General features: G+C 70.9%; 19 protein-coding genes and 2 tRNA genes. 6 read left to right on the top strand and 15 right to left on the bottom strand.

Annotation, left to right across the window (positions count from 1 at the left end; genetic code table 11):
- Positions 1–10 precede the first annotated feature (10 nt).
- From ACIB24_RS03760 to ACIB24_RS03750, 3 genes are all read right to left on the bottom strand, one after another.
- Positions 11–757 (bottom strand): lysostaphin resistance A-like protein, encoded by a 747-nt coding sequence (locus ACIB24_RS03760; protein WP_398275353.1) that lies wholly within the window; start codon positions 755–757, stop codon positions 11–13.
- Positions 754–1665 carry an NAD(P)H-binding protein gene (locus ACIB24_RS03755; RefSeq protein WP_398275350.1) on the bottom strand — a complete coding sequence of 304 codons (912 nt, stop codon included), beginning with the start codon at positions 1663–1665 and terminating at the stop codon, positions 754–756. Before ACIB24_RS03755 ends, ACIB24_RS03760 begins: the two co-directional genes overlap by 4 nt.
- A gap of 144 nt (positions 1666–1809) precedes the next feature.
- Positions 1810–2145, bottom strand: a complete 336-nt coding sequence (locus tag ACIB24_RS03750; protein WP_398275347.1) for a hypothetical protein — start codon at positions 2143–2145, stop codon at positions 1810–1812.
- A gap of 300 nt (positions 2146–2445) precedes the next feature.
- Between ACIB24_RS03750 and ACIB24_RS03745 the strand changes: the two genes are divergently transcribed.
- Both ACIB24_RS03745 and ACIB24_RS03740 read left to right on the top strand, forming a co-directional pair.
- Positions 2446–3378, top strand: a complete 933-nt coding sequence (locus ACIB24_RS03745; RefSeq protein ID WP_398275344.1) for a hypothetical protein — start codon at positions 2446–2448, stop codon at positions 3376–3378.
- 124 nt (positions 3379–3502) lie between these two features.
- Positions 3503–4594, top strand: coding sequence for a hypothetical protein (locus ACIB24_RS03740; RefSeq protein WP_398275341.1), 1092 nt, complete (start codon positions 3503–3505; stop codon positions 4592–4594).
- Here the strand turns inward: ACIB24_RS03740 and ACIB24_RS03735 are convergent.
- Both ACIB24_RS03735 and ACIB24_RS03730 read right to left on the bottom strand, forming a co-directional pair.
- A complete protein-coding gene (locus tag ACIB24_RS03735; RefSeq protein ID WP_398275338.1) occupies positions 4591–4818 on the bottom strand; it encodes a hypothetical protein in 228 nt (75 codons plus the stop codon). The genes ACIB24_RS03740 and ACIB24_RS03735 overlap by 4 nt on opposite strands.
- A 38-nt stretch (positions 4819–4856) precedes the next feature.
- On the bottom strand, positions 4857–5282 hold the full coding sequence (locus ACIB24_RS03730) for an organic hydroperoxide resistance protein (RefSeq protein ID WP_398275335.1): 426 nt from the start codon (positions 5280–5282) through the stop codon (positions 4857–4859).
- A 100-nt stretch (positions 5283–5382) separates the two neighbouring features.
- Here ACIB24_RS03730 and ACIB24_RS03725 point away from each other — a divergent pair, with 100 nt between their 5' ends.
- Complete coding sequence (locus ACIB24_RS03725; RefSeq protein ID WP_398275332.1) at positions 5383–5964, top strand: TetR/AcrR family transcriptional regulator; 582 nt, start codon at positions 5383–5385, stop codon at positions 5962–5964.
- 267 nt (positions 5965–6231) lie between these two features.
- On the opposite strand, the gene ACIB24_RS03720 is transcribed toward ACIB24_RS03725, so the two are convergent.
- The 4 genes from ACIB24_RS03720 to ACIB24_RS03705 all read right to left on the bottom strand — a co-directional run bounded on the left by ACIB24_RS03720 (position 6232) and on the right by ACIB24_RS03705 (position 9683).
- On the bottom strand, positions 6232–6741 hold the full coding sequence (locus tag ACIB24_RS03720; protein WP_398275329.1) for a hypothetical protein: 510 nt from the start codon (positions 6739–6741) through the stop codon (positions 6232–6234).
- A 123-nt stretch (positions 6742–6864) separates the two neighbouring features.
- A complete protein-coding gene (locus ACIB24_RS03715; RefSeq protein ID WP_398275327.1) occupies positions 6865–7230 on the bottom strand; it encodes a ribonuclease E inhibitor RraB in 366 nt (121 codons plus the stop codon).
- A 53-nt stretch (positions 7231–7283) separates the two neighbouring features.
- Positions 7284–8798, bottom strand: a complete 1515-nt coding sequence (locus tag ACIB24_RS03710; RefSeq protein ID WP_398275325.1) for a putative bifunctional diguanylate cyclase/phosphodiesterase — start codon at positions 8796–8798, stop codon at positions 7284–7286.
- A gap of 315 nt (positions 8799–9113) precedes the next feature.
- Positions 9114–9683: a TetR/AcrR family transcriptional regulator gene (locus ACIB24_RS03705; RefSeq protein WP_398275322.1), complete on the bottom strand. Its 570-nt coding sequence runs from the start codon at positions 9681–9683 to the stop codon at positions 9114–9116.
- 79 nt (positions 9684–9762) lie between these two features.
- On the opposite strand from ACIB24_RS03705, the gene ACIB24_RS03700 reads away from it, so the two are divergent.
- The gene (locus ACIB24_RS03700; RefSeq protein WP_398275319.1) at positions 9763–10692 is read left to right on the top strand and encodes an SDR family NAD(P)-dependent oxidoreductase; all 930 of its coding nucleotides are present in this window, start codon (positions 9763–9765) and stop codon (positions 10690–10692) included.
- Between the two features lie 261 nt (positions 10693–10953).
- Positions 10954–11157 (top strand): hypothetical protein, encoded by a 204-nt coding sequence (locus ACIB24_RS03695; RefSeq protein WP_398275316.1) that lies wholly within the window; start codon positions 10954–10956, stop codon positions 11155–11157.
- Positions 11158–11178: 21 nt separating this feature from the next.
- Here ACIB24_RS03695 and ACIB24_RS03690 read toward each other — a convergent pair whose 3' ends face one another.
- The 5 genes from ACIB24_RS03690 to ACIB24_RS03670 form a co-directional block, all read right to left on the bottom strand.
- Complete coding sequence (locus tag ACIB24_RS03690) at positions 11179–11595, bottom strand: nitroreductase/quinone reductase family protein (RefSeq protein ID WP_398275313.1); 417 nt, start codon at positions 11593–11595, stop codon at positions 11179–11181.
- 17 nt (positions 11596–11612) lie between these two features.
- Entirely contained in the window at positions 11613–12014 is a 402-nt protein-coding gene (locus ACIB24_RS03685) for a carboxymuconolactone decarboxylase family protein (RefSeq protein WP_398275310.1), read from the bottom strand.
- Positions 12011–12463, bottom strand: a complete 453-nt coding sequence (locus ACIB24_RS03680) for a MarR family winged helix-turn-helix transcriptional regulator (RefSeq protein WP_398275307.1) — start codon at positions 12461–12463, stop codon at positions 12011–12013. The genes ACIB24_RS03685 and ACIB24_RS03680 overlap by 4 nt, the downstream gene beginning before the upstream one ends.
- An 80-nt stretch (positions 12464–12543) precedes the next feature.
- Positions 12544–13395, bottom strand: a complete 852-nt coding sequence (locus ACIB24_RS03675) for an MBL fold metallo-hydrolase (protein WP_398275304.1) — start codon at positions 13393–13395, stop codon at positions 12544–12546.
- A 155-nt stretch (positions 13396–13550) separates the two neighbouring features.
- Positions 13551–13623: transfer RNA gene (locus tag ACIB24_RS03670), tRNA-Arg, on the bottom strand.
- A 407-nt stretch (positions 13624–14030) separates the two neighbouring features.
- Between ACIB24_RS03670 and ACIB24_RS03665 the strand changes: the two genes are divergently transcribed.
- Complete coding sequence (locus tag ACIB24_RS03665) at positions 14031–15869, top strand: phosphoenolpyruvate carboxykinase (GTP) (protein ID WP_398275301.1); 1839 nt, start codon at positions 14031–14033, stop codon at positions 15867–15869.
- 441 nt (positions 15870–16310) lie between these two features.
- On the opposite strand, the gene ACIB24_RS03660 is transcribed toward ACIB24_RS03665, so the two are convergent.
- A tRNA-Ser gene (locus ACIB24_RS03660) sits at positions 16311–16401 on the bottom strand.
- Positions 16402–16506: the final 105 nt, after the last annotated feature.

Genomic DNA, 16506 nt, shown 5'->3' with positions numbered 1-16506 from the left:
TTCTGCATGATCACGAGAAGAGGGGCGGGAGCAGGAAGAGCATCATCATCGACCACGTGCAGTGGGTGATGATCGGCGCGAGGATCCCGCCCGACGCGCGCCGCTGCAGGGCCAGGACCACCCCCAGGGTGGCCGCCGCGAAGACCAGCATCGGGTTCAGCGTGGCGATCGTGGCCACCGCGTAGACCGCGGTCGAGATGGCCACCGGGTGGCGGCGCCCGATCGCGGCGAACAGGCCGCCCCGGAAGAAGATCTCCTCGCCGATGCCGTTGATCAACGTGACCAGCGTGACCGGGACGATCGAGCCGTACCGGGCGTGGTCGAGGACGTCGGCGACGAAGTCGTACAGCGGGGGCACCAGCCGCACCAGGAACGCCCCGGCGAGGAACACGAGCCCGGCCAGGACGCCGATCACGAACCCCGACCGCACCGGACGTTCCAGGTCGTCCCCCCGCAACGGCAGGTACCCCAGATGCAGTGGGCCGGAGAGGAATCCGCCGACGATCCACACCGCGGCCACCGCCAGCGTGAGCGGATAGAACGTCGCGTCACCCGGCTTCACGTTGAGCGAGATGCCCAGCAGGGTCGCCCCGACCACCAGGACCACGGCGACGACGACGCGCCGGCGACGGAACTCGGCGTCCGACTGCTGGTGGTCGCGCGGGACCTTGTCCACGAGATTCGCGGCGACCACCCGCCGCAGCCGCGCCCGAGCGGCCGCCCGGGCGGGCGTCGTCCCGGTGGGCTCCTCGCTCACGCCGGCACGTCCTCCCCGCGGTGGGCGGCCCGGTCGGCGAGCGCCCGCCGCACGGCTTCGTCGTAGCCGATCGTAGGCCCGGGCACGACCCCCTCGATCGAACGGTCGTGCACCACGACCTCGTTCGACATCGAGTCGACCAGGTTGCGCGCGGTCGCCGTGTCGACGTCGGTCACCAGGGACAGCCACATCGACGACAGGTGCGGGGTCAGCAGCGGCACCGTCACGTTGGGCAGGGACTTGCCCATCACCGCGGCCGCGCGCTGCAACATCTGCAGGTAGGTGAGCACCTCCGGACCGCCGATCTCGAACACCCGGCCGCGGGCGTCGTCCGGTTCGAGAACCCCGACCAGGTATCGCAACACGTCGGCCAGCGCGATCGGCTGGGTGCGGGTCGCGACCCAATGCGGCGTGACCATGGCCGGCAGGTGGTCGACGAGTTGGCGGGTGATCTCCCACGAGATGCCGCCGTGCCCGATGACGACCGCCGCCCGCAGCACGGTCACCGGCACGCCGCCCTCACCGAGCAGTTTCTCGACCTCACGACGGGAGCGCAGGTGCGGCGACAGGTCGGCGCCGTCGGCGCCCAGCCCGCCGAGGTAGACGATCCGCTCCAGCCCGGCCTCCGCGGCGGCCGCAGCGAAGTTCCGGGCCGCCTCGGCGTCCTTCTCCTCGAAGTCGTCGGACTCCAGCGAGTGCACCAGGTAGTAGGCCGCGGCCACCCCGTCGAGGGCCGCGCGCAGGCTGGCCGGGTCGGCGACGTCCCCGAACACGGGCTCGCCGGCGCCGGAGTAGTCGTCGGGGTGGCGGGTCATCGCCCGCACCCGGTGGCCCTGGGCGACCAGCGCCGAGGCCAGGTGCGAGCCGACGAACCCGGACGCGCCGGTGACGAGCACGGAGGTGGTCATACCGCCGAGTGTTGGCCCTTCCCGGCATCGCGCCAACCGAGCGACCGGGTGGACCTAGTCTCACCCGTGTGGAGCGGCGCGCACGGGGATGGCGACTGCTCGTGGACATCCCGCTCGATTATCCCGCCGGGCATCCCGAACGGGTCAGGCGCAGGACTCCTGCAGCGCCTTCAGGTCGGAGGCCTTCGCCTGGCCCTGTTCGACGACGGCCCGCGCGGGGGCGAGGGCCTCGGCGTCCACCCCGGCCGCGTCGGCCTGGTCGAGCAGCGTGCTGATGGTCGCGATGTCGGAGTCGCTCAGCCTCTGGTCGCCGACCGCGGCGCACACCTGGTCGGTGATCGCCTTCGTCAGCACGGCCTCGGCCTCCGAGCGCGCCCGCTGGGAGGCCGAGTCGACGGCGTTGTCGGCGGCGTCCTGCGCGGCGTCGCACCCGGTCAGGACGAGCAGCCCGGCCACGGCCAGGAGAGTCAGTCGGCGCATGCGGCCGACCCTAGGCCACGACGATGAGAAGTCCCCGCGGCACGGGCCGGGCACCCACCTGGACGTTTTGCCGGTCTCGGGCCACGACCTTGACGTTCTACCGCTGCCAGGGCCCAGAATCGGCGACCACGAGGCGCGCAACGTCCAACTCGACGCCGTCAAACCCCTCAACGTCAATCAGGACGACGTCAGGGAGGACCGACGAGCGTTAGGCGAAACGGCGGAAATCGCTTCCCAAGAGACCACACCTTTGCCCACGCCCGATGGTGACTTAACGTCATAGGCGAAATACTGAAAGTTATGAAAGCGGTGGCGATCACGTTGGCGGCGGCGGCCCTGGCCGCCGGGACCCTCACGGCCGCGGCCCCCGCGGAGGCGTCCAGCGGGTGCAAGCTCCCGTCGTCCAGCATCTTCCGGCAGGACGTCTCGAAGCTCCCCGTGCGCAGCACGGTGGGCTGGCAGCTGTCGCCGAACAGCGCGTTCCACCCCGACTTCGGCTCCGGCACCTGGGAGGGCCGGCCGTTCGGCATCCCGGTCACGAAGGTCACGAGCAGCACGCCCGGCCGCACGGTCACGTTCGACTACGCGAGCGAGAGCGACCGGGGCACCTACCCGATCCCGAGCAACGTCCGGATCGAGGGCGGGAAGAACGGGGACGGCGACCGCCACGCGCTGTTGCTCAACACCAGCACCTGCCACCTGGCCGAGCTGTACTACCTGCGCCCCAACGGTTCCCGGTGGCTGGCCGGCTCGGGTGCGAAGTGGGACGTGCACTCCAACGCCATGCGACCGAAGGGCTGGACGAGCGCCGACGCCGCGGGCCTGCCGATCGAACCGCTGCTGGTCAGCTACGCCGACGTGGCGCGCGGCGACGTCCAGCACGCCATCCGGATCACGATGCCGTCGACGTCTCGCAGCTACGTGTGGCCGGCCAGCCACCAGGCTGGGAAGTCGGGCGTCGCGGGACCGCCGATGGGCGCGTACTTCCGGCTGAAGGCGAGCGTCTCGACGCGCGGGCTGGGCAGGCAGGCCACCGTGATCGCGAAGGCCATGAAGAAGTACGGCGTCGTGCTGGCCGACAACGGATCGGCCTGGTACCTGTCCGGCACCCAGGACGGCCGTTGGGACAACGACGACCTGGGCACCCTGAAGCGCTTGCACGGCAGCGATTTCGAGGCGGTCGACGTATCGTCTCTGAAGAAGTCCTCCACCTCCTACGCGGCGCGGGCATAATCAGCCGCGGTCGTCGTCGGGCAACCGATGAGCGGGCCCAGCGCGTCGACAGCAAGGAGGCGGTCGATCCCGGCCGTCCGGATGTGGGCGATCCTCTCGGGGGATCACCGAGAGGATGGTCAGGATGACGCTCCGCAGGACTCGAACCCCCGGACGGCGGGCGCGCGCCCTCGTGGCGCTCGCGGCGGTCGGTCTCGCCGCGCCGCTGCTGGCGGCGGCCGGGGCACAGACGGCATCGGGGGCGACCACCGGCGCGTTCTACGTCCTGCGCAGCCAGGCCACGGGCAACCCGGCGTCCGCGGCGGACAACGCGAAGTGCGACAGCTACCTGGGCACCCCGCGCAAGTACCTGACGCTGCAGCGGCTCGACGCCACCCTCAACGCGCCGGTCGTGTCGACCGCGAGCGGTGAGCTGACGAACGGCACCGCGGTGCCCGTGACGCCCGCATACCTGTGCGCGGCGCTGCCCGGCGACGGCGGCGTGGTGCAGTCGTACGCCCGGACCACCCTGCCGACGATCGGGGCGGTCGAGCTGGCCGGGCCGTGCAACCCGTCGCTGGCCGCCGCCCAGCTGGGCACGGCGCTCGTGGACTGCCGGCTGAACGTGCTCTCGGCGCCCGCCGGGTTCAGCGGGGTGGGCCAGACGAACTCGATCGACAACCCGTTCAACGGGCCGGGCGCGCAGACCGGGTCGCTGATCAGCGCCTACGTGACCGGGCCGACCACGTCCGACAGCGGGACGCCGGCCGCGGCCGCGCCCGCCACGGTGAACGGCGCGAAGTTCTACGTGCTGCGGGCGACGAGCTCGACCACCTCGACGGGCCTGTCGGCCTGCCCGAGCGGCTGGAAGGGCCGGGTCAGCACGCTGAAGGCGGCCCAGGTCGCCTCGGACTCGGGCCGCGTGCTGGCGCCGACCGGGGGGAGCGTCGGGTCGCTGACCACCTGCTACGCCTCGGCGTCGACGTCGGGGAAAGTGTCGGCCAAGGCCGCGCTGACGCTGACCTCGACCGGCAGGACCTACAGGTCCGAGGGGGACTGCACCCAGACGGCGCTGGCCGCGACGCCGGGAACCGTCGTCCAGACCTGCGGGCTGGTGCTGAGGGCGCCCGTGTTCACGGTCGAGGACGGGCTGCTGACCGGGACGCTGACGGTGCCGTCGGGAGCGGCGGCCGAGACCGTGGACGCCGGGGTGTGGTCGTTCACGGACCTCACCTAGGGCAGGTTGCGCGAGGGCAGCAGCGGGCGGCTGGTGTCCAGCTCGTCGTAGCGCTCCAGTTCCAGCTCGGCGGCCAGCGCCTCGTCGGTGATCAGCTCCAGCAGCTCCTCCGGCGTCGCGCCGGGGTGCTCGCGGGCGGCTTCGGCGAGCCACTGGCGCGTGGCCTGGAGCATGCCGAGCCGCAGGGCCTTCGCCATCCGGGTGGTGGGCTGGTAGGTCTCCACCGGTTCAGTCTCGCACCTCCACCCGGACGGCACGAGGCTCAGCCGACCTCCACCTCGAGCTGGACGTCGACGTTGCCCCGGGTCGCGTTGCTGTAGGGGCACACCTGGTGAGCGGCCTCGACGGCGCGGCGGGCGTCGTCCTCGCTCACCCCGCCCAGCTCCACGTGCAGGGTCACGGCCAGGCCGAAGCCCTGGCCCTGGGGGCCGATGCCGACCTCGGCGGTGACCGCGGAGTCGGTGACGTCGACGCCGACCGATTTGCTGACGGCCTTCAGGGCCGAGTGGAAGCAGGCCGCGTAGCCCGAGGCGAACAGCTGCTCAGGGTTGGTCGCACCACCCTCGCCGCCCATCTCCTTGGGGATCTTCACGTCGGTGTCGATCAGACCGTCGCTGCTGCGTACGTGGCCGTTGCGGCCGTCGCCGGTCGAGGTGGCGACGGCGGTGTACAGGATCTTCTCGGGCATCGTACGGCTCCTCGGTTCTTGGTAGACTAACTAGTACGTCTACATCCGATGGAAGCATGATCGTGCAACCATGGCAACCCGGGGAGGTGGGGTCGTGGCCGTGACTCAGGCGTCTGGCGCAACGCAGGACGTGCCCGTGCGCGAGCGCATCCTCGCGGCGGCCTCGCGGCGCTACTACGCGGACGGCATCCGGGCGGCCAGTGCCGACCGGCTGCTGGCCGAGGCCGGCGTCTCGAAGGTGACCTTCTACCGGTACTTCCCGACCAAGGACGACCTGGTCGTCGCCTACCTGCAGGAGGCCTCCGCCGCCGAACGGGCCCGGGTCGCCGCCCAGCGGGCCGCGCACCCCGACGACCCGGTCGCCGTGCTGCGCTGGTACGCAGGCGCGGTCGGTCAGCTCGCCTGCGGGCCGGGTTTCCGCGGCTGCCTGTTCATCAACGCCGCCGCCGAACTACCCGACGGGAACCACCCGGGGCGGGCGGTGATCGCCGAGCACCGGGCGTGGCTGCAGGGCCAGGCCGCCGAGTTGCTGGCCGAGCTGCAGGTGCGCGACCCGCAGGCCAAGGCCGCTCAGTTGATGATGTTGCGCGACGGTGCGATGGTCGCCGGTTACCTCGGGTCGACGCCCGAGTCCGTGGCCGCCGGGCTTGAGGCCGCCGCGCGCGCCGTGCTCGCCGGCTGAGCCCGGCGGCGAGACCAGTTCCACCAGAGGAACACGCCGTACAGGGCCAACGAGGTGGACCCCGCGACGACCATGAGCGGGATGGTCGGCCATTCGCCGTCGCCGTAGACGAGTTTCATGATCACGACGTCGGTGACGCCCAGGCCTAACCCGGCCACCAACCACCAGACAACACGCATGATCTTCAACCCCGTCATAGGCCCACCGTGAAGATCAAGTATGACCGTTTCGGGCCGAACGCCGCGACCATCATCGAATTCCTGCGGTTCAACAGGTTGAGCTGTGCACCCCGTCCGTGACCGTCACCTCGAACTCGTAGGCGGACGACGTCCGCGCGGCCTTCTGCGGGATGCTCAGCTCGAGGAGCTGATGACCGTCGCCGCCGGCCACCCCGTCGCGCACCGCACAGAGGCCGAAGGTCTCCTGGTCGGCGTCCACCGGCAGCACCCGCAGCTCGTCCCACCCCTGGGCGCCGAGGTGCAGGCCGAACCGGCCGATCAGGTCGGCCGCGGCGACCGACGTCCGGTACTGCGCCGCGTAGGACTCCGTCTCCTCGCCGTCCCGCGACCGGCAGCTACCGTGCCCGGGCGGGTCGGCCAGGTCGACGCCGTCGATCGGTTCGGTGAAGACCGCCTCCTGGCTCAGACTCTCGGCGGAGGCCAGGCTGCACGACACCTCGTCGGCCTCGCCGATCCAGTCCTGGGCCCCGACCACGCCCAACGCGATCACGACCCCGCCGACCAGCGCCGCCCCGACGGCCAGAGCGACGGTCCTCACCGCGACGCCTCACGGGGCAGCAGGTCCGTCACCGACGGTTCCCGGGCGTCGAGGCAGGCATAGCGCGCATATCGCCGTTCCACGCGGTCAGTATCGCGGAGCGCGGGCCGGGGCCACGCCCTTTCACGGGCGGTCGGGAACCGCGGCCCCCCAGCCGTCGAACTCGACGCCGTAGCGGTCGCCCAGCACCTCCATCCGCTCCACCATGGCGTCCAACGTCGCGAGGTCGACGCGGGCCAGGTGCAGTACCGCATGGACGCTCACGACGGTCCGGCGTCGCAACCAGCCGTGGGTTTGTTCGTCCACGGTCGCCGCGATCCCCTCCGTGGCCAATGCCTCCGCGAGCGCGTCCGCGGCGGGGCGGTCCGTTGCGAACCAGAACAGGTCGGCGTCGAGCGAGGCCCCCTCGGTCAGACCGTGATCCTTCGTCATCACGTCCCACATCGCGTGGTTCTTGGCCTTCTTGTCCTCGCCCGCCTCATCGGTCACAGAGGTGGAGTGTGCCGCATTCGCCAGCAGAGGGCGGCGCTGCGGGACCGGGCTCACAACTGGACCGAGGCCTCCGGCCCGATCGTCCCGGGGGCCGCGACCGACGGCGTGCGCCCGGATTCGACGACCACCCGCGACCATTCCGTCGGACGACCGTGCAGCCATCCCTGTCCGAGGTCGGCCCCCAGAGAACGGCACATGTCGGCCTGGGCCTCGGTCTCGACGCCCTCCATCACCACCGACATGCCCATCCGGGTCGCCATCTCCTGGACGGCGAGCACGATGTCCCTCGTGCGCGGCTCGGCCTCGAGGCTGCGGGTCAGGGACATGTCCATCTTCAGCAGCTGCACCGGAAGCTGGCGGAGGTAGCCGATCGCGGAGTAGCCCGTGCCGAAGTCGTCGATGGCCAGTCGTACGCCGAGCGCCCGCAGGTCGATCAGGGTCCGCAGCGCGGGGTCGTCGTCGGTGATCAGCACACTCTCGGTGACCTCGATGACGAGCTGCTGCGGGTCGAGGTCGTGGATCTCGAGCTGTGCCTCGACGAGTTCGGCCAGGCCCGGGCGACGCAGCTGCACGGGCGACGCGTTGACGGACAGGTAGCGGCCGGCGGCGAAGACCCCGGCCGCCGCGGCCTGCTCGATGCTGCGCACCAGCACCTGCCGGCCGATCTCGATGATGAGGTCGCTCTGCTCGGCCACGGGGATGAACTCGCCCGGGGAGATCTCGCCCAGCTCCTCGTCCCGCCACCGGGCCAGCGCCTCGTACCCGCGGGTCTCGGCCGTGGCCATGTCCCAGATGGGTTGGGCCACCGTTCTGATACGCCCGTTGGCCACGGCGGACCGCAGACGGGACTCCAGCAGCAGCTGTCGTTCCCGCGTGGCCTGCAGGGCCCCCTCGTACACCTCGATCGCATCCGGCCCGAGCTGTTTCGCGACCGCCGCCGCGGCGACCACCTCACCCAACCGGTTCATCAGGTCTGACGTGTCGCCCGTCTCCGGCGAGGGCTCAGCCGCGAGTCCCATCGGAAGGAGTCGCCCGACGCCGACATGCGTACCGACGTCGACACCCGGCAGCTCGTAGGCCAGGGCCTCCGATGCGGCGGTCTGCATCGTCACCCCCAGGCGGCGTCCGTGCTGGAGTTCGCCCGGCGCCAACAGCATGAACTCTCCGCCACCGAGCCGCGCCAGGACGGCGTCGGCCGGGGCGCAGCGGGACATCGCCCTGGTCACGACCAGTAGCAACTCGTCGGCAGCACGCACCCCGAATCGCTCGTTGACCGCGGTGAGGGAGTCGACCCCCAGGATCAGCGCCATCCACGGCTCGTCGCCGTCGTCGATCTCACGCAACCGCTCGGCCAGCCCCGACCGGTTCAACAGCCCGGTGAGGCTGTCCCTCCCACTGTCGTGCAGCAGACGGTTCGCGTGGTGCCGCCACCATCGGGCCGCGGACCAGGCATGGACCCACAGGGTCGCCAGCGTCAGTGAGAGGGCGAGATGCGCCCCCAGGAACAGCCCACCCAGCGTCGACACCCCGGCGGCGAGGGCGACCAGCAGGGCGGCGCCGATCAACCACGCCGGTCGCAGGCGATGAATGGCCGAGGCGCGTCCAGGACCACGGGCCGCACCCGACCGCGCGCCATCCGTGGCGGTCGGTTCGCCGACGACAGCTCTCAATCGCGCCTCATCCCGCCTGCCGCCTTGTGCCCCGTTGCTAGGGCGCTCCACAGGTGATGTCGGGACCGTCGGCGGTGGGCCTGATCAGCCGAACAGGTGGCGATGGCGTGTCCCGTGCCACATGGCGGCCTCGCTCCGCCAGTTCCGTCCGAATCGAGCATCGCGTCGTCGTAGGAGTCGAGAGCCTCCACCGGACCCGTCACGGGTCAGTCAGACCCGCAGGCCGTCGACCAGCAGCCGGATCAGCCGCTCGCGCAGATCGGGCTCGGCCTGATCCTCGGCGATGAAGGCGAATCCCCCCAGGGCCATCAACACGTCCAGCGGGTCGAGGTCGTGGCGCAGCTGCCCGGCGTCCGCAGCCGCCTCGAGCAGACCGGCGCAGGCCTCGACGAGCGCCGCACGGGTCTGCAACCGGAGGCCCTGGTCCGTGGTGAACAGCAGCCGGAGGGTCTCGGCCATCCCGCTCTTGGTGGAGAGGTATTCGAGGAACTGGCGCATCCACGCGATGACGGCCTCGAGCGGCGGCAGGGTCTCGCGCAGCTGTTCGGCGGCGTCGGCGAGCCGGCCGGACTCGTTGCGGTAGACCGCTTCGACGAGCAGCTCGCGGGTGGGGAACCGGCGGTACAGCGTCGCGATCCCGACCTCCGCGTCGCGCGCGATGCCGCGCAGCGAGGCGCCCGGCCCGTCGGCGGCGAAGGCCCGGGCGGCCGCCTCGAGGAGGCGGTCATGGTTGGCCCGCGCGTCCGCGCGCAGCGCCTGCTCCTCGGTCACGGCGCACATCTTCGTGGCTAAGTGGAGCACAGTCCAGTTAAGCTCTACAGTAACCGGAGCATGCTCCGATACCGTTCGAGGAGGGCCCGTGTCCACACCGTTCCCCTTCGGGGCGACCAGCACCGGCGAGGACGTCACGGCCGGCGTCGACCTGACCGGCCGGACCGCCGTCGTGACCGGCGCGTCGTCCGGCCTCGGCGCCGAGACCGCGCGGGTGCTCGCCCGACGCGGCGCCCGCGTGGTGCTGGCGGTCCGGGACGTCGCCGCCGGGCAGCGCGTCGCCGCGCAGCTCCCGGGCGAGGTGGCCGTGGAGCCGCTCGACCTCGCGGACCTGGCCAGCATCGACGCCTTCACCGGCCGGTGGTCGGGGCCGTTGCACGTCCTGGTCGACAACGCCGGCGTGATGGCCACCCCGTTCGGCCGTACCGCGCAGGGCTGGGAGACCCAGTTCGGCACCAACCACCTCGGTCACTTCGCGCTGACCTGCGGCCTGCGGAACTCGCTCGCGGCGGCCGGCGATGCCCGGGTGGTGGTACTGAGTTCCGTCGGGCACATCAACGGCGACGTCGACCTCGACGACCCGAACTTCGAGCGCGGCGGCTACGAGCCGTGGCTGGCGTACGGGCGGTCCAAGACGGCCAACATCCTGTTCGCGGTCGAGGCCGCCCGGCGGTGGGCCGGTGACGGGATCGCGGTCAACGCCCTCAACCCCGGGCGGATCGCCTCGACCAACCTCAGCCGCCATGTCCCGGCCTCCGCGGCGCCCGCTTCGTTCGACCCGAACGGCCGGACCGGCATCTCGGTGAAGGACATACCGCAGGGCGCCGCGACCAGTCTCCTGCTCGCCGCCTCCCCGCTGGTCGCCGGCATCACGGGCCGGTACTTCGAGGACTGCCAGATCGCCGAGCCGCACGTCGACGGCGTCCGCCGTGGCGTGGCCGCCTACGCGATCGACCCCGACCGGGCCCGCGCACTCTGGGCCCTGTCCGAGGAACTCGTCGCGGAGGCCCGGACCTGACAGATGTCACGGCGAGGTCGTGACAGCCGTTCCAGGGCCCACACCCTCAGGCCGGGCATCGTCGAGGCATGGATCCACAGCAGGTGCAGACCTACGCCGTGGACGCCGCGATCGGCGTTCTGGTCGTGGGGCTGCTGATCGCCCGCCAGACCCGCCCCCGCGCCGTCCGCGAGCGGTCCTCGGTACGGTTCGCGCTCGTCCTGGGAATCGTCGGGCTCTACCAGATGTCGCAGACGGTGAGCGTCCGCCGACGGCACCCTCATGCAGCAGGGAAGGACGACGACGGCCGTGCTGTGGGCGGTCGCGCTGGGTGCCCACGTGGCGCTCGACGTCCTCACGCACCGGCTGGGAGCCGGTGACTTCGCCGGCGCCACGCTGCTGCCCTACCTCGCGATCTCCCTCGGGGTCCAGCGCGAAATGGTGCGCACCAGGGCCTTTCGAGTGCCGATCGGATCGGCGGGGTGATGACCGCACTGATCAGCAGGTCTACGCTCCCGCGATCGTCACGTGCATCAACGGGCTGCCCTGCATCCAGTCCCCGACCGGTTCGACCGGCTGCGCGAGATACGCACGGTGCCGGGGGTGATTGAGGTCGGCCACGACGGCCGTGAAGACGCGCCGCCGCTCGTCAGGGTCGAGCAACGGTTCCGCGGTGGCCGGCAGGTCGGCTCGCACGCCGTGCTTCAGATGGATGGTGAACGCGGGATTGGCCAGCAGGTTGGCGTACCAGCTGCGCCGGGCCGGCTGGGTGGTCAGGTAGATCTCGCCGTCGACCCGGTAGAACCAGATCTCGATCCGCCGGGCCCGTCCGGTCTTCGCGCCGGTGGTGGTGATGTCGATGGTGCGCTCGGCCGCCGACGAGGCGGGGGTGATGGCCGGCGCGCGCCGGATGCGCTCGTCCACTGCTCCGTCCTTCTGGATCACACGTCGCCGGTGACGGCATCCGCCGTCCGGCGCACCGCCGCGGCGCCGCGCGATGCCGCCGGCTGCCCGACGTAGGCGGACAGCAGGATCATGACGGCCTCCAGCCCCCGTTCGCCGACACCATGGCGGCGGGCCAGCGCGAGGTAGGGCTCGAGACGGTCGTCGGTGACGTGTTGGGCCACGAGGGCCGCGACGACGACCAAGGCCCGGTCCCGGTCGGTGAGGTCCTGGCCGTGCCAGCCCGGACCACCGGCGGCCAGATACGCCTCCCGCACGAAGTCCGGGCCGGCGACCGCGCTCATCGCCGCCTCGGCCGCGGACTCGTCGAGCCCGAGATTGCGCCCGTAGAGCCGCTTTCCGCGGGCGGTTCGCTGCTCCACGGTCTCCGAGGCGTTCACAGGCACGTCCCCTGGTCCTGGGTGTCACCGATGAGCCCGTAGAGCATGCGTCGCAGTGTGGCCACCTCGGCCTCACCGAAGGCAGCGAGGGCCGCCCGCTCGGCGCGCTCGGTCTCCGCCGACACCAGCCGGCGCCGGTGCTCGCCCTGCTCGGTGACGTCCAGCGTGCGGGCCCGCCGGTCCCGCGGGTCGATCGAACGCCTGACCAGCTCCAGTCGCTCCAGTCGATCCAGCTCACTGGTCAGGGTGGTCTTGTCCATCCCCACCGCCCGGCCGAGCTCGACCTGCGTCATGCCGGGCGCGAGGTGCAGGGCGCTCAGGACGATGTGCTGACGCATCGTCAGACCGTGCTGGGCGGCCACGTCACCGGTGGCCGTGCGCATGCGCTGCGCGGCCCGGTGCAACAGCCACGTCAGCTCGGAGTCAGGCCCGGGCCCCAGAGTCGGCACGGGCAGCAGCTTGCCGTCCTCGGAACCCTCTGACGAGCGGACGGTCCGCGGTGCGGCCACCGGCTCGGTCGCCGGACTCGTCATCGGCTCGCGCCCGCGGAGGCCTCCACGGCGGGCAGGAGCGGGATCGGGTCGTAGGCGGAGACGTCGTGCGCGGGGATCAGGTGGACGACGTCCCGCAGGGCGATGCACCGCTCCAGCCCCGCGCGCACCCCGCCCGGATCGACATCGGTCAGGCCGCGCATGAACCAGGGGCGCTGCTTGTTGTGCGTGAGACCGTCGCACTGCCAGGTGAGGTCACCGATGAAGCCGTACCGCTGGCCGGTGGGAAGGGCGACGAACACGACCACGGAACCCGGCGTGTGCCCGCCGGCGTGGGCGACGACGACCGACCCGTCACCGTGGACGTCCCAGCTCGCCGGGAAACCCAGGTACGGGCCGTCTTTCATTTCGTAGGGCCGGATCTCGTGCCCCGCCGAGACGGCACGGTAGACCGCCCCGTGTGAGTCGTCCGCGCCGTAGCCGACCTCGTCGGCGTTCATCCACACCGGGACGTCGAGGGAGTCCAGCCCGCTGACGTGGTCCCAGTGCACGTGGGTCACGATCACGCCGAGCAGCCGGGAGAAGTCGTAGCCGGCCGCGTCCAGCTGTTCGCGGGCCGTGCTCGCCCGCTCGAACGGCGCGCGCTCGAAGCGCGGCAGCATCGCGATGTGCTCGTCGACCGCGGCGCCGAACCCTGCATCGATCAGCAGGTCGCCCTTCGGGTGGCGGACCAGCACCGCGGTCGCCGCGAAATGGCGCTTGTCGAACACCGAGCCACCCGAGAACGCGAAGACGGCCCGCGTCTCGTACGTGCCCGTCGGCAGTCGGTAGACCTCCAGCTCCGCCGGAGGGTGAGCAACGGGGAGCGGATCGAGCGGCGCAGCAGTCATGTCGAAGACTGTACGACCTCAGATAGTCTGAGACAAGATGTTCTTGGCTCGGACTATTTTGCGGCAGGCGTCCACCGGCCCGCGACCGCAAACAGAAGAGGCCCCCGCCTGCACCGAAGTGCACCGAGGGCCTGATCTGTCGCTGTCTCAACGAGTGCGCCCGAAGGGATTCGAACCCCTAACCTTCTGATCCGTAGTCAGATGCTCTATCCGTTGAGCTACGGGCGCTGGAACAGCCCGGCCACCATACCGGAGCACCGGCCCCGCACCGAAATCAGTTCCGCGAGGCGCCGACGGCTTGGCTCCGACCTTGTCTTCCGGAGCGTCGGTTCAAGGGTCCCATCGGGCGGCTGGACCGATGCTCCGCGAGACAAAGTGAGAGCAGAGTCGCCGCGGCAACCCGACCGCGGAACCCGACCGACGTCGTCCCCACAAGCGCCTGAACATGACAAATGCCCAGGTCGCAAGCCACTTCGACGGCGACGCAGGGTGTGAACTACTTCACCGGATGAATCTGTCCGGACAGGTAGCCCATCCTATGTCCGGACATTTACCGTGGCCAGACCCGTGGACGACGGCGTTCACCGTCACGGTCACGGGACCACCCACGTCCGAACACGAGGAAGGGCAGCCCCGTGACAGCACTCGACGAGACCCCCACCGAGCTCGACACCGTCACCACCACCCACCCCACCAGCCACGCGAAGCTCATCGCCTGGGTGGACGAGATGGCCGCGCTGACGACCCCCGACCGGATTCACTGGATCACCGGCACCCCCGAGGAGCACCAGGCCCTCCTCGACGAGCTGGTCGCCGCGGGCACGTTCACGAAGCTCGACAAGAAGCCGAACTCCTACTGGTGCGCGTCGGACCCGACGGACGTCGCGCGCGTCGAGGACCGGACCTTCATCTGCAGCGTCGACGAAGAGGACGCCGGCCCGACGAACAACTGGATGGACCCGGGCGAGATGCGGGTCATCATGCGCGACCTGTACCGCGGCTCCATGAAGGGCCGCACGATGTACGTGATCCCGTTCGTGATGGGCCATCTCGACGCCGAGAAGCCGATGTTCGGTGTGGAGATCACCGACTCGCCGTACGTCGTCGTGTCGATGAACGTGATGGCCCGCACCGGCACCAAGGTGCTCGAGGCCCTCGGCACGGACGCCGATTTCGTGCCCGCGATGCACAGCATCGGCGCCCCGCTCGAGCCCGGGCAGGCCGACGTCGCGTGGCCGTGCAACGACACGAAGTACATCGTGCAGTTCCCCGAGAGCCGCGAGATCCAGTCCTTCGGAAGCGGTTACGGCGGCAACGCGCTGCTCGGCAAGAAGTGCTACTCCCTGCGCATCGCCAGCGTGATGGCCCGCGACGAGGGCTGGCTGGCCGAGCACATGCTGATCCTCAAGCTGACCAGCCCGCAGGGCACGGTCAACTACATCGCGGCCGCGTTCCCCAGCGCGTGCGGCAAGACGAACCTGGCCATGCTCGAACCGACCATCCCGGGCTGGAAGGTCGAGACCCTGGGCGACGACATCGCCTGGATGCGGTTCGGCAAGGACGGCCGGCTCTACGCGACCAACCCCGAGAACGGGCTGTTCGGCGTGGCTCCCGGCACCGGTTGGGACACGAACCCGAACGCGATGCGCGCGATCGACGCCGGCGGAAGCGTTTTCACGAACGTCGCCCTGACCGACGACGGCGACGTCTGGTGGGAGGGCATGACGCCCGAGGCCCCGGCGCACCTGACCGACTGGAAGGGCCGGGACTGGACGCCGGACAGCACCGAGCCGTCCTCGCACCCGAACTCGCGGTTCTGCACCCCCATCCGCAACTGCCCGATCCTCGCCGAGGAGTACGACGACCCTCAGGGGGTGCCGATCAGCGCGATCCTCTTCGGCGGGCGCCGTAAGACGACGATCCCGCTGGTCACCGAGTCCCGCGACTGGACGCACGGCACCTTCATGGGCGCGACCCTCTCGAGCGAGACGACGGCCGCGGCGGTCGGCGCGGTGGGCGTCGTCCGGCGCGACCCGATGGCCATGCTGCCGTTCATCGGCTACAACGCCGGCGACTACTTCCAGCACTGGATCAACGTCGGCAAGGACGCGGACTCCACCAAGCTGCCCAAGATCTTCTACGTCAACTGGTTCCGCCGTGACGCCGAGGACGGCTCGTTCCTGTGGCCGGGCTTCGGCGAGAACGGCCGCGTGCTCAAGTGGGTCGTCGAGCGGCTCGAAGGCACCGCCGCCGCGGTCGAGACCCCGATCGGCCACGTGCCGGCGCCGGGTTCGCTCGACGTCGACGGCCTCGACGTGTCGGCCGAGCAGCTGGAGAAGGCGCTCGCCGTCGACCCGGAGGAGTGGAAGGCCGAGGTCCCGCTGATCCAGGAGTGGTTCGACAAGATCGGCGACAAGACCCCGACGACGCTGCTCACCGAGCTCGACGGGCTGAAGGCGCGCCTGGGGCTCTGAACCCGCAGACCGCTCAGCACCCAGGGGGCCTACCGGCCCTACTGCCCGGGGCCGGGCCCCGCTGAGAGAACCGGAGGCCGGTCGACCACGAGTCGGCCGGCCTTCGGGCTTTGGCCCGGACGACGACCGCCTGGCTCGAGCGGGCCGGCGCGGCGCCCGCGCTGCGCGGCGTCGAGTGGAACGAAGTGCCCCTTATGGGGCCCCGGCGAGGGGTTTTGAGGGGCAGAACGTTCCACTCGGTGGCGCGGGCTGGGCTGGGTTTGTTCGGGCTGAGTTGGCAGGGCGGGCTGCGGATAGCGGCCTGCGGCCGCTGGCGGAGGTGGCGAGAGCCGTCGTGGCGGGCACTGCTCGTTCCTCGCGGCGCTCTCCACTCCTCCCAAATCCGCCACCTCCGCGGAACGGCGAAGGGCCCCGACGTCGTCGGGGCCCTTCGTTGTTCCGCGGAGGTGGCGAGATTTGAACTCGCGATGGGGTTGTAGCCCCAAACCCGCTTAGCAGGCGGGCGCCATAGACCGGACTAGGCGACACCTCCCCAGCCGGAGAGGGTACCCGCCCGCCCGTACCGGCGGCAAAGCCGCACGACAGCGGTGGGTACTCACAGGTGACATCGCGTATTTCCAGGAAACGAACCGGGCGT

The organism is Spongisporangium articulatum, assembly GCF_044465595.1.
Taxonomy (GTDB): Bacteria; Actinomycetota; Actinomycetes; order Actinomycetales; family Kineosporiaceae; genus Spongisporangium; species Spongisporangium articulatum.
This window is presented reverse-complemented; position numbering and strand designations above follow the sequence as displayed.